Here is a 12,616-nt window from a genome sequence, read left to right on the forward strand (position 1 = left end):
AGGTATTTGTCATGGCCACTGCCGACAGTAACAACGCAACTGAACAACCCAAAGACAACAACCCACGCAAACGCAAAGTCATGCTCATCGGCCTGGCGCTGATCGTCATCCTCGGTGTGGTAGGCGTGTGGGCCTGGTATGAGTTCTACGGGCGCTTCAACGAGAGCACCGATGATGCCTACGTGAACGGCAACGTGGTGGAAATCACCCCACTGGTCACCGGCACCGTGGTCAGCATCGGCGCCGACGATGGCGACCTGGTGCATGAAGGCCAGGTGCTGATCAATTTCGACCCCAACGATGCTGCCGTCGGCCTACAAAGTGCCCAGGCCAACCTGGCCCGCACTGTGCGCCAGGTGCGCGGCTTGTACAGCAATGTCGACGGCATGAAAGCCCAGGTCAATGCGCAGAAGGCCGATGTGCAAACGGCCCAGGACAACTACAACCGGCGTAAGACCCTGGCCCAGGGCGGCGCGATCTCCCAGGAAGAACTGTCCCACGCTCGCGACAGCCTGACCGCGGCCAAGAACGCCTTGACCAACCTTGAGCAACAACTCAAAACCACCAATGCCCTGGTGGATGACACGGTGATTTCGTCCCACCCCGACGTGCAAGCCGCCGCTGCACAACTGCGTCAGGCCTACCTGACCAATGCGCGCAGCACCCTGATTGCGCCGGTCACCGGCTATGTAGCCAAGCGCACCGTACAACTGGGCCAGCGTGTTCAACCGGGCACCGCGCTGATGGCCGTGATTCCGCTGGACCAGCTGTGGATTGACGCCAACTTCAAGGAAACCCAACTGCGGGATATGCGCATCGGCCAGCCGGTGGATATCGAGTCGGACATCTACGGCAGCGACGTGAAGTACAGCGGCACCGTCGACAGCCTCGGCGCCGGCACCGGCAGCGCGTTCGCCTTGCTGCCCGCACAGAACGCCACCGGCAACTGGATCAAGATCGTGCAGCGGGTACCGGTGCGCATCCATATCAACGCTGAAGAGTTGGCCAAGCATCCGCTGCGGGTGGGTTTGAGTACCGTGGTCAACGTAGACCTGCACGACCAGAGCGGCCCGGTGCTGGCGCAACAGGCGCCGCAAAAGGCCTCGTTCACCACCAGCGTGTATGACCGTCAATTGGCCGAAGCGGATGCCATGATCAATCAGTTGATTCATGACAACAGCGTCGCCGCTCCCAAGGCTGCGCAACGCTGATGAGCAATAACGCCTCGTTCACGCCACCCAGCCTGTTGATGGCCACTATTGGCCTGTCGCTGGCGACCTTTATGCAGGTGCTCGACACCACCATCGCCAACGTGGCGTTGCCGACCATTTCCGGCAACCTGGGCGTGAGTTCGGAGCAGGGCACCTGGGTGATCACCTCGTTTGCGGTGAGCAACGCCATCGCGTTGCCGCTCACCGGCTGGTTGAGCCGGCGCTTTGGCGAGGTGAAGCTGTTTCTGTGGGCGACCATCCTGTTTGTGCTGGCCTCGTTCCTGTGCGGTATCTCCACCTCGATGCCCGAGCTGATCGGCTTTCGCGTGCTGCAAGGTTTGGTCGCCGGGCCGTTGTACCCGATGACGCAGACGCTGTTGATCGCGGTCTACCCACCCGCCAGGCGCGGGATGGCCCTGGCGTTACTGGCAATGGTCACGGTGGTGGCACCGATTGCAGGCCCTATCCTCGGCGGCTGGATCACTGACAGCTACAGCTGGCCGTGGATCTTTTTCATCAACGTGCCCATCGGTATCTTCGCGGTGATGGTGGTGCGCTCGCAGTTGAAGAAGCGTCCGGTGGTTACCAGTTATCAGCCGATGGATTACGTTGGTTTGTTGAGCCTGATCGTCGGGGTCGGCGCCTTGCAGATCATTCTCGACAAGGGCAATGACCTGGACTGGTTCGAATCCAATTTCATCATCATTGGTGCGGCCATTTCGGTGATCGCCCTGGCGGTGTTCGTCATCTGGGAAATGACCGACAAGCACCCGGTGGTCAACCTGCGGCTGTTCGCACACCGTAATTTCCGTATCGGCACCATCGTGTTGATCCTGGGGTATGCGGGCTTTTTCGGCATCAACCTGATCCTGCCGCAGTGGCTGCAAACCCAGATGGGCTATACCGCCACTTGGGCCGGGCTGGCGGTGGCGCCCATCGGCATTTTGCCGGTGCTGATGTCGCCATTCGTGGGCAAGTACGCGCACAAGTTCGACCTGCGCTTGCTGGCTGGACTGGCGTTCCTGGCGATTGGCTTGAGCTGCTTTATGCGCGCCGGTTTCACCAACGAAGTGGACTTCACCCACATCGCCATGGTGCAGTTGTTCATGGGTATCGGCGTGGCGCTGTTCTTCATGCCGACCTTGAGCATCCTGATGTCCGACCTGCCGCCGCACCAGATCGCCGACGGCGCAGGGCTAGCGACCTTTCTGCGCACCCTGGGCGGCAGTTTTGCGGCGTCGCTGACCACCTGGATCTGGATTCGCCGGGCGGACCAGCACCATGCCTACATGAGCGAGAACATGACCACCTACGACTCGGCCACCCGTGATGCCTTGCAGGCGCTGGGCGGGGCAGGGCAGAAGGCGTACACGCAGCTGGACCAGATTCTCACCAGCCAGGCGTACATGATGTCCACCGTGGATTACTTCACGTTGCTGGGGTGGATGTTCATGGGGTTGATGTTGCTGGTGTGGCTGGCCAAGCCGCCATTTACCGCAAAGGCAGGGCCGGCGGCTGCGGGGCACTGATCATAAGGTCAGCGCGGTCCCTGTGGGAGCTGGCTTGCCTGCGATGCCGACACCTCGGTGTATCAGATGCACCGAGGTGATGCTATCGCAGGCAAGCCAGCTCCCACAGGTTGATCGGTGTTGTGTCAGAGGTTTAGGCGCCAGGCAGTGCCAACTGCGGGTTGACGAAATCAAACGCCGTCAGTTGAAAGCCTTGCTCATCCACCTGCAATGCCCACCCTTGCTTGTCCCAGTCCCCCAGCACAATGCGCTTGGCCGCCTGGTCGCCGATCTGCAACTTATGGATCGCAGGGCGGTGCGTATGGCCGTGGACCAGGGTGTGCACGCCGAACTGCTGCATCACCCGCGGCACTTCTTCGGGCGTGACATCGACAATATCGTTGGCCTTCATGCGCACTTGGGCAGAGCTTTCGCTACGTAGTTTGCGTGCCAGTTTGTGGCGCGTGCCCAGGGGCAGATGGCGCAGGATAAACAACACAATCGGGTTACGCAGGATGCGCCGCAGCTTCATATAGCCAAGGTCGCGGGTGCAGAGGCTGTCGCCGTGCATCAGCAGCACAGGCTCGCCATACAATTGCACAACACTCGGGTCCTTGAGCAAGGTGGCGCCTGCCGCTTTGCAGAACGCCTTGCCGATCAGGAAATCGCGGTTGCCATGCATGATGAAAATCGGGGTGCCGCTGTCGCTCAGTTCACGCAACGCCGTACAGATGGAACGCTGGAAGGCAGTCATGCCATCGTCGCCAATCCAGGCTTCGAAGAAGTCCCCCAGAATGTACAACGCCTGGGCGCCACGGGCGCGGCCGTGGAGCAGATCCAGAAACGCCCGGGTAATGTCCGGGCGCTCCTCTTCCAGATGCAAATCTGAAATCAGTAATATCACCCAACGATCTCGGCTTTCTCGACGATCACGTCTTCGGCTGGAACGTCCTGGTGACCGGCCTTGGAGGTGGTGGACACGCCTTTGATCTTGTCGACAACGTCCTGGCCTTCGGTGACTTTACCGAACACCGCGTAGCCCCAACCCTGCACGTTCTTGCCGCTGTGGTTGAGGAAGGCGTTGTCGGCGACGTTGATGAAGAACTGCGCGGAGGCCGAATGCGGCTCCATGGTACGGGCCATGGCGACGGTGTACTTGTCGTTGGAAAGGCCGTTGTCCGCTTCGTTCTGGATGCTTGGGCGCTTGTCTTTCTTCTCTTTCATGCCAGGCTCGAAACCGCCGCCCTGGATCATGAAGTTGCCGATGACACGGTGGAAAACGGTGTTTTCGTAGTGGCCGGCTTTCACGTATTCGATGAAGTTGGCGACGGTGATCGGCGCCTTGTCGGCGTTCAGCTCGATGACGATGTCACCGTGGTTGGTGGTCAGTTTGACTTGAGTCATGTTCACTACTCTTTTCAGGGAATTCGTGGGTTTGGGCGCCTGGGCGCCACGACCGGTTTGGCGAAGCTTGGGCCAAGACGCGCAGTTTAGCGTGCCTTGCAGGAATTTCGAGGTGGTTTTTTACCGCGCCTGTCATTAAAGCAGCAATTAAAGCAGCAGTTTTCGACCGCGCTCTGTCAGGTGGTTGACAGCTTCGGCTATGATAAGCCCTTTGTTTTATCTGGCCTGACCCGGCCACGAACCTGTCTGTTCAAGGATCCTATGAGCAAGCCCACTGTCGACCCTACCTCGAATGCCAAGGCCGGACCTGCCGTCCCGGTCAATTTCCTGCGCCCGATCATCCAGGCGGACCTGGATTCGGGCAAGCATACGCAGATCGTCACCCGCTTCCCGCCAGAGCCCAACGGCTACCTGCACATCGGTCACGCCAAGTCGATCTGTGTGAACTTCGGCCTGGCCCAGGAGTTCGGTGGCGTCACGCACCTGCGTTTCGACGACACCAACCCGGCCAAGGAAGACCAGGAATACATCGACGCCATTGAAAGCGACATCAAATGGCTGGGCTTCGAATGGTCCGGTGAAGTGCGCTATGCCTCCAAGTATTTCGACCAGTTGTTCGACTGGGCTGTCGAGCTGATCAAGGCCGGCAAGGCCTATGTGGACGACCTGACCCCGGAGCAGGCCAAGGAGTACCGTGGCACGCTGACCGAGCCGGGCAAGAACAGCCCGTTCCGCGACCGTTCGGTGGAAGAGAACCTGGACTGGTTCAACCGTATGCGCGCCGGCGAGTTCCCGGACGGCGCCCGCGTGCTGCGTGCCAAGATCGACATGGCCTCGCCGAACATGAACCTGCGCGACCCGATCATGTACCGCATCCGCCATGCGCACCACCACCAGACCGGTGACAAGTGGTGCATCTACCCCAACTACGACTTCACCCACGGTCAGTCGGACGCCATCGAAGGCATCACCCACTCCATCTGCACCCTGGAGTTCGAAAGCCATCGCCCACTGTACGAGTGGTTCCTGGACAGCCTGCCGGTACCGGCGCACCCGCGTCAGTACGAATTCAGCCGCCTGAACCTGAACTACACCATCACCAGCAAGCGCAAGCTCAAGCAACTGGTGGATGAAAAGCACGTACATGGCTGGGATGACCCGCGCATGTCCACGCTGTCGGGCTTCCGTCGCCGTGGCTACACCCCGGCGTCGATCCGCAACTTCTGCGACATGGTCGGCACCAACCGTTCCGACGGTGTGGTCGACTTCGGGATGCTGGAATTCAGCATCCGCCAGGACCTCGACGCCAACGCCCCCCGCGCCATGTGCGTGCTGCGGCCGTTGAAGGTAGTGATCACCAACTACCCGGAAGGCCAGGTCGAGAACCTCGAACTGCCGCGTCATCCGCAGAAGGAAGAGCTGGGCGTGCGCAAATTGCCATTCGCCCGCGAAATCTACATCGACCGCGACGACTTCATGGAAGAGCCGCCCAAGGGCTACAAGCGCCTGGAGCCGAACGGCGAAGTGCGCCTGCGCGGCAGCTACGTGATCCGTGCGGACGAAGCGATCAAGGACGCCGATGGCAACATCGTCGAACTGCGCTGCTCGTACGATCCGGACACCCTGGGCAAGAACCCTGAAGGCCGCAAGGTCAAGGGTGTGGTCCACTGGGTGCCAGCCGCTGCCAGCATCGAATGCGAAGTGCGCCTGTACGATCGTCTGTTCCGCTCGCCGAACCCCGAGAAGGCCGAAGACAGCGCGAGTTTCCTCGACAACATCAACCCTGACTCCCTGCAAGTGCTCACTGGTTGTCGTGCCGAGCCATCGCTTGGCGACGCACAGCCGGAAGACCGTTTCCAGTTCGAGCGCGAAGGTTACTTCTGCGCAGATATCAAGGACTCCAAACCTGGTGCTCCGGTATTCAACCGTACCGTGACCTTGCGAGATTCGTGGGGCCAGTGATTCTGTTTAAGGAACTGTCGTGCTAACGATCTACAACACACTCAGCAAGACCAAAGAAGTCTTCAAGCCCCTGGATGGCAACAAGGTGCGCATGTACGTGTGCGGCATGACCGTGTACGACTACTGCCACATCGGCCACGGCCGCAGCATGGTTGCCTTCGACCTGGTGACCCGCTGGTTGCGTTTCAGCGGCTATGACTTGACCTATGTGCGCAACATCACTGACATCGACGACAAGATCATCAACCGCGCCAACGAAAACGGCGAGTCGTTCGACGCGCTGACCGAGCGCATGATCGCTGCCATGCACGAGGACGAGGCGCGCCTCAACATCCTCAAGCCGGACATGGAACCGCGTGCCACGGACCACATCCCTGGCATGCACACGATGATCCAGACCCTGATCGACAAGGGTTACGCCTACGCCCCAGGCAATGGTGACGTGTACTACCGCGTCGCCAAGTTCATGGGCTACGGCAAGCTCTCGCGCAAGAAGATCGAAGACCTGCGCATCGGCGCGCGCATCGAAGTCGACGAAGCCAAGCAGGACCCGCTCGACTTCGTACTGTGGAAAGGGACCAAGCCCGGCGAGCCAAGCTGGGAATCGCCGTGGGGCCCTGGGCGTCCGGGCTGGCACATCGAATGCTCGGTAATGTCCACCTGCTGCCTGGGCGAGACCTTCGATATTCATGGCGGCGGCAGCGACCTGGAGTTCCCGCACCACGAAAACGAAATCGCCCAGAGCGAAGCCGCCACTGGCAAGACCTACGCCAACGCCTGGATGCACTGCGGCATGATCCGCATCAATGGCGAGAAGATGTCCAAGTCCTTGAACAACTTCTTCACCATCCGCGACGTGCTGGAAAAGTACCACCCGGAAGTGGTGCGTTACCTGCTGGTGTCCAGCCACTACCGCAGCGCCATCAACTACTCGGAAGACAACCTCAAGGACGCCAAGGGCGCCCTGGAGCGTTTCTACCACGCGTTGAAAGGCTTGCCAGCGGTGGCACCTGCTGGTGGCGAAACGTTCGTGGCACGCTTTACCGAAGTCATGAACGACGACTTCGGCACGCCGGAAGCCTGCGCGGTGCTGTTCGAGATGGTGCGTGAGATCAACCGCTTGCGTGAGACTGATCTCGACGCGGCAGCGGGCCTGGCGGCGCGCCTCAAAGAACTGGCCAGCGTACTGGGTGTGTTGCAGATGGAAGCCGATGACTTCCTGCAGGCCGGCGCTGAAGGGCGTGTGGATGCGGCGCAGGTGGATGCGTTGATTCAGGCGCGTCTGGCTGCTCGGGCTAACAAGGACTGGGCGGAATCCGACCGTATCCGTGACCAACTGACCGCGATGGGTGTGGTGTTGGAAGACGGGAAGGGTGGGACGACGTGGCGGTTGGCTGATTGACCGTTGAAAGCTGCATGCTGCATGCTGAATAAAAAACGCCCCGACTGGTTCGGGGCGTTTTTATTAGTCAGGAGTCTAAACACATTAACCGGTGAATTTTTAAGAATCATGAAGTTATGAGTGGCTGAGAGAGGACGTTTTTTCGTGATTACCTTGCGAGGAATTACTCGCAAGGAGGCGAATCTCCTATGCGCGGAGCGATACAGGTTGACGACTAGGATTAAAAATAGCTAAAAGTAGTGGCCAATTGGTATCTCTCGCCGACTGAATCATAGTCTGCCGGTATCTGAGCTCAATTTAAAATGGACTTTGTACAAAAATGAAGACGCTTCCACTGGTGAAGGCTACTCCTGAACAGCTTCCTCTGATCAGCCAAAATAGGTTCGGCGTCGAGGTTATCTGTGGTGCTGCAGGTAGTGGGAAAACTTCCACAGCCTTATTAAGGCTCAGGTCACTTTGTTATATGTTTGCTGAACGGCATGAGCGGAAGGATATACCTGAGCCGGTGAAAGTCCTTGTGCTGACGTTCAATCGAACCCTTGCAGGATATATCAGCACTCTAGCGGAGTACCAAGTAGAAAAGGGACTTAATATATGCTTGGAAATTGATACTTTTAGCCGCTGGGCTATTTCTAGTCTAGGTGCCAAAGTGGTTCAGCAAAAAAAGCTCAAGATGCATTAGTCCATTTTGCGGCGAGTCTAGACGCTCTAGCTCCAGAATATATCCTGAAGGAAGTGGATTACCTCTTAGGGCGTTTTGAGCCTGAAAAACTCGAGAGTTATATTACCTCCGAGCGGACGGGGCGTGGTGTTCTGCCTCGTGTTGACAGAAACCTCAGGCGTCGAATTTTGGATGAGGTTGTTTATCCATATCTTGGTTGGTTAGATGAGCAGGGTTTGACGGATTGGAATGGGCTGTCAGTTTCTATGGCTCGAGATATTGAGTCAATAGGTTATGATGTTGTTGTGGTAGATGAAAGTCAGGACTTCTCCGCGAACCAGTTACGTGCGATAAGGCATCATCTTGCTCGTGATCATACAATTACATTTGTCATTGATACCGTACAGAGAATATATGCGCGGGGATTTACTTGGTCAGAGGCGGGCTTTGATGTTCGGCCAGAGAGGATACATTCTCTTTATACTAACCACAGGAATACTGTTGAGATAGCTGCATTTGCGGCTGGTATTTTGAATGGTGTCGGCATTGATGGAGATGGGGCTCTACCCAATTTGAATGCTGCGTCTGTGCATGGGGAATTGCCGAAGGTGATTCTTGGAAAGTATTCGAGTCAGGCAGAGTGGGCGGCTAAATATATAAAAAAATATGTCAATCTGAATGAGGAGTCGGTGGCTTTTCTCAAGCCTCAGGCGGGAAAATGGTTTGATCAAATTAAAGCTACGCTAGATCAATATGATATTGGCTATGTAGATATTACCCGTGAAAGAGAATGGCCTGACGGTCCGGAAAACGTGGCGCTGTCAACATTTCATTCTGCAAAAGGTCTTGAGTTTGACTACGTGTTTATAATTGGATTTAACGAAGAAAATACTCATTTTGCTGAAGAGGAGTTTGATGATCAGGTGCTTGTGTTGCGCCGACTTTTTGCTGTGGCGGTTGCTAGGGCTCGAAAGACTGTTGTCATAGGATATAAGCCGGAAGAAGCGTCGCACTTAGTTAGGTTTTTTTCGCCCGGTACTTTCAGTCAGGAGGTCTTATGACTATTTCTGATGAGGTGAGGAGTCGTGGTATTGTCGAGGTATTGCACTTCACAACTAATCGGGGAATAGTTGGAACTCTTGCCACAGGAGCGTTGCTGTCTCGTCACCGGCTTCCTCTGGCTGATTATCTGCAGCATACCCTGCATGTGAATGCTGCGGATAGGCCGGAAGCGAGGGCGTTTTTTGATAAAAGTCATAATTGGCTTGACTATGTAAATCTATCAATCTCTGAAATAAATCGACGTTATTTTCTCGTTTCGCAAAGGTGGCATATAGACGCGGATATATGGTGGGGTATCTTAGCGTTCGATCCAATTATAATGAGTCATGATGATGTTGTGTTTGCCACTACAAATAACTCGTACGATCTTTGTGTTCGAAAGTCGGGCTTGCTAGGATTCAATGACCTTTTTGAACCTTCTATCCCGCGGAAAGCTCCGAGCTGGAAGGCTCACCGCCTACAGCGGCTATCGTTTTTACCTACATGTGAGCAGGCGGAGGTGCTATATCTTGGGCAAATTTCCACGGAGTACCTGCGTCGCATATACGTCCAAGACGAAAATTGTCATGATATCGCCAAAGGATGGCTGCGTGAGTTCGGCCTCCGTGGTGTAGACGTGTTGATATCACCCCAGAAGTTTGAAGGACAGCCAAATTGAATACTGAGCAATCTGTAAGCTACCCCGGGACCGTCTCTATAGAGCAGAGGGAAAGGGCCGTCGTAAACTCTGCCCTATGGGCTGCAGCGGGGGACGCTCTTGGCTGGATGACAGAGCTTGCAAGGGGTGAGGCGGGCGTTAAGCAGCGGGTGGGCAAGACCAAGGTCAGTGAGCCCGTCAAATGGAGGCGTATGATAGGCGGGCGCAACGGCCCAAGAGTTGACCTTCCCGCTGGGACGTATTCTGACGATACGCAATTGCGCTTGGCTGTGTCACGTTCCATTCGAGGAAATGGGTCTTTCGATGTTGAGGCGTTCGCAAAAATTGAGGTTACTGTCTGGCCAACCTATGCGCTTGGTGGCGGACTTGGGACAAAAGCAGCTGCGATAAATCTCTCTCGTCGGGGCGTTAATTGGTTCTCAAACTTTTACGAACGCGGCACTCAGAAGTATGTAACCGGTGGAGGGAATGGTGCCGCAATGCGTATTCAACCCCACGTATGGGCATCGAAAGGGAGTATCGATGACCTTTTACTTAATGTGCTTCGAGATTCCCTTGTTACTCATGGGCATCCCCATGGATTTTGTGGTTCGGTTTTTCATGCATTAACCCTTAATGATGTGCTGAAAAATGGTGAGGTTCCAGGGCCTGGGGTCTGGCAGCGTTATATTGATAAGTTTATCGAGCTGCCTACCTTAATTAGTCGTGACTCTCAGTTAGCAGCGTTTTGGCGCTCAGCGTGGGAGAGTAAAACGGGGGGGTCTTTGGAAGATGCCCTAGTGCGTGTAAAAGATGAAGCTCTTCGGGATGTCGAATTAATATCTGAGTTGATTTTAATTGAGGGCGCAAAGGGATATCACCAGATTCTTTCTAAACTGGGTTGTCTGACCCCAGAGTATCGAGGGTCAGGGATTAAAACTGCATTGGCTGCTTCTGTTCTTGCTTATTTGTACCGTAAGAGCTCTATTGAAACGGCCTTAGTGAACTCTGCAAATGAGTTGGATAGCGATACTGATACTATAGCGACGATGGCTGGTGCGATTCTGGGAGCAGCTGCGTTAGAGCCGCCTAGATGGCCAATACAGGATATTGATTACATTACTACAGAGGCTAGGAGATTAGCCGCCATTTCTTTAGGGCGCCAAGAAAGCAGCTTTGTATATCCAGACCTCGGACGATGGAATCCCCCAAGTAGTCAAGCTGCTTCCATTGGTATCATCGGAGGAGGAATAGCTATCGCTGGGTTAGGGGAGCTTGCGGTTGAAGGGGTTGAATATCAAGTTGGTGATTCTATCTGGCAATGGTGCAGGTTACCGTTTGGTCAAACAATTCTTGCAAAACGCAGAGCGGAATTGAAAGCCGAGATGATGAAAGCGCAATTGCCAGAAATTCGACGCGCGCCAAGGTTGAATGAGTCAGCTCCGGCGCAAGGGAATGATTTTCCTTCAAAACCTCAAGTGGAGCTACCATTTGAGGTTTCGGATGTGTCAGACAAGACAGTTCAGGATTTTGCCCAATCTAAGGAGGCACCCCTTGATAGCCGCGATCGACTCGACATACTCACTGATGAGGTAATTTATTCAGGTTTTGATGATCGAATTTTTGGCCGATTGCTGAATGAGTATATAGATTCCACGCAGTCCGTTGAGTCTGCTGTTGCATTTGCATCAATAGTCGCAAAAGCCAAGTTAACAAGACAACGTAGACGTAGATAAGTTGTGATGGAGGTAAGTGTGGATTTTGCATATGGATGAGGATGGGCGGCAGAGAGTTTTTACTGGTCCATCTAGGTTGGGGCGTACCTACTTTTAAAGTATTGATACCCCCCTTTCATTCTTACTTTACTCCACTAATTTGTTTCGTACTGCTGGTGAGCGGTATCCACTAGCAGTACGATTCCCTCCAGCAATCTACAAATTGCCAATGCCTCGCTACGAGGGGCGCCATCAATCTCAAAAGCCAGATGACTTGCCAGCGCTTGAACCGATGCAAGATCCTCCGATGCGTTGACCAGCAGCGTCTCGACGTCTAGTCCTTCGCGCACGGTGAACAAGCCATGGCCCTCAGCAGACGGCTCTGGTTTCTCAGACGGGTTCAGATAGTGGTTGATTGCTCGATGAGCAGCAGTGTGAAGCGTGATTGAATCTGAAGGTGGATTAGGACTGTCTTTAATCATGGCGAAGCTCCTAGAGTATTGGAGTCACCACCCATCGCTGCGAAACGATATTGGGGTGGCAGCTGTACGCAGGTTCGCAGACCGGGACTCTAGGCACCCGGCATACCCGAAGGTATCCCGCGCACAGCCGCCATAACATCAGGCATAAAAAAGCGCCCGCTATCTTGAGGTGGACGCTGTGCGTCTAGAGTTTAACCGAGCTGCGAAACCCGGTCGCTGAATTTGCAGCGACCGCCGAAGATTAGGCGGGCATCTTCCTAGGGGCAACCCTAAAACGCTGTCGGAAATTTCCGGCTGGACGTCAATGCCTAGATGGATCAGGTACCAGCTGAGGTAATGGTTACCACCAAGAACCGCTTTGCTGATCGACCGGTCGCTTCCCTGTGTGGTGCGTAGCGGGATGATGCTGAGCTGGCGCAATGGGCGGCGGGTATCCGCTCGATTGCCTGGCGCCAAACCAAATGTGGGAGCTGGCTTGCCTGCGATAGCGGAGTTTCAGTCAATGACGCTGTAACTGATAAACCGCTATCGCAGGCAAGCCAGCTCCCACATTTTTAATGCGTTCGCCTGAT

11 protein-coding genes are annotated in these 12,616 nt (G+C 55.4%); 8 read left to right on the forward strand and 3 right to left on the reverse strand.

Annotated features, from left to right (window positions below; translation table 11 throughout):
• Positions 1 to 11 precede the first annotated feature (11 nt).
• Both E4O98_RS10660 and E4O98_RS10665 read left to right on the forward strand, forming a co-directional pair.
• The gene (locus E4O98_RS10660; protein WP_032880580.1) at positions 12 to 1,211 is read left to right on the forward strand and encodes an HlyD family efflux transporter periplasmic adaptor subunit; all 1,200 of its coding nucleotides are present in this window, start codon (positions 12 to 14) and stop codon (positions 1,209 to 1,211) included.
• The gene (locus E4O98_RS10665; protein WP_032880582.1) at positions 1,211 to 2,740 is read left to right on the forward strand and encodes a DHA2 family efflux MFS transporter permease subunit; all 1,530 of its coding nucleotides are present in this window, start codon (positions 1,211 to 1,213) and stop codon (positions 2,738 to 2,740) included. Before E4O98_RS10660 ends, E4O98_RS10665 begins: the two co-directional genes overlap by 1 nt.
• 133 nt (positions 2,741 to 2,873) lie before the next feature.
• Here E4O98_RS10665 and lpxH read toward each other — a convergent pair whose 3' ends face one another.
• Positions 2,874 to 3,623, reverse strand: a complete 750-nt coding sequence (gene lpxH / locus E4O98_RS10670; RefSeq protein ID WP_103734479.1) for a UDP-2,3-diacylglucosamine diphosphatase — start codon at positions 3,621 to 3,623, stop codon at positions 2,874 to 2,876.
• Positions 3,620 to 4,123 (reverse strand): peptidylprolyl isomerase, encoded by a 504-nt coding sequence (locus E4O98_RS10675; protein WP_005789179.1) that lies wholly within the window; start codon positions 4,121 to 4,123, stop codon positions 3,620 to 3,622. The genes lpxH and E4O98_RS10675 overlap by 4 nt, the downstream gene beginning before the upstream one ends.
• A 261-nt stretch (positions 4,124 to 4,384) precedes the next feature.
• Here E4O98_RS10675 and E4O98_RS10680 point away from each other — a divergent pair, with 261 nt between their 5' ends.
• From E4O98_RS10680 to E4O98_RS10705, 6 genes are all read left to right on the forward strand, one after another.
• On the forward strand, positions 4,385 to 6,085 hold the full coding sequence (locus E4O98_RS10680) for a glutamine--tRNA ligase/YqeY domain fusion protein (protein ID WP_005789177.1): 1,701 nt from the start codon (positions 4,385 to 4,387) through the stop codon (positions 6,083 to 6,085).
• Positions 6,086 to 6,104: 19 nt separating this feature from the next.
• Positions 6,105 to 7,487, forward strand: a complete 1,383-nt coding sequence (cysS, locus tag E4O98_RS10685) for a cysteine--tRNA ligase (protein ID WP_148853521.1) — start codon at positions 6,105 to 6,107, stop codon at positions 7,485 to 7,487.
• A 319-nt stretch (positions 7,488 to 7,806) separates the two neighbouring features.
• A complete protein-coding gene (locus E4O98_RS10690) occupies positions 7,807 to 8,169 on the forward strand; it encodes a hypothetical protein (RefSeq protein WP_248134947.1) in 363 nt (120 codons plus the stop codon).
• A gap of 53 nt (positions 8,170 to 8,222) precedes the next feature.
• Positions 8,223 to 9,209 carry a 3'-5' exonuclease gene (locus tag E4O98_RS10695; protein WP_248134949.1) on the forward strand — a complete coding sequence of 329 codons (987 nt, stop codon included), beginning with the start codon at positions 8,223 to 8,225 and terminating at the stop codon, positions 9,207 to 9,209.
• Positions 9,206 to 9,868: a DarT ssDNA thymidine ADP-ribosyltransferase family protein gene (locus tag E4O98_RS10700; RefSeq protein ID WP_248134950.1), complete on the forward strand. Its 663-nt coding sequence runs from the start codon at positions 9,206 to 9,208 to the stop codon at positions 9,866 to 9,868. The genes E4O98_RS10695 and E4O98_RS10700 overlap by 4 nt, the downstream gene beginning before the upstream one ends.
• Entirely contained in the window at positions 9,865 to 11,583 is a 1,719-nt protein-coding gene (locus tag E4O98_RS10705; RefSeq protein WP_282445107.1) for an ADP-ribosylglycohydrolase family protein, read from the forward strand. The genes E4O98_RS10700 and E4O98_RS10705 overlap by 4 nt, the downstream gene beginning before the upstream one ends.
• 134 nt (positions 11,584 to 11,717) lie before the next feature.
• Here E4O98_RS10705 and E4O98_RS10710 read toward each other — a convergent pair whose 3' ends face one another.
• On the reverse strand, positions 11,718 to 12,044 hold the full coding sequence (locus E4O98_RS10710; protein ID WP_248134952.1) for a DUF6124 family protein: 327 nt from the start codon (positions 12,042 to 12,044) through the stop codon (positions 11,718 to 11,720).
• Positions 12,045 to 12,616: the final 572 nt, after the last annotated feature.

The organism is Pseudomonas sp. W2Jun17 (genome assembly GCF_023127795.1).
Taxonomy (GTDB): Bacteria; Pseudomonadota; Gammaproteobacteria; order Pseudomonadales; family Pseudomonadaceae; genus Aquipseudomonas; species Aquipseudomonas synxantha_A.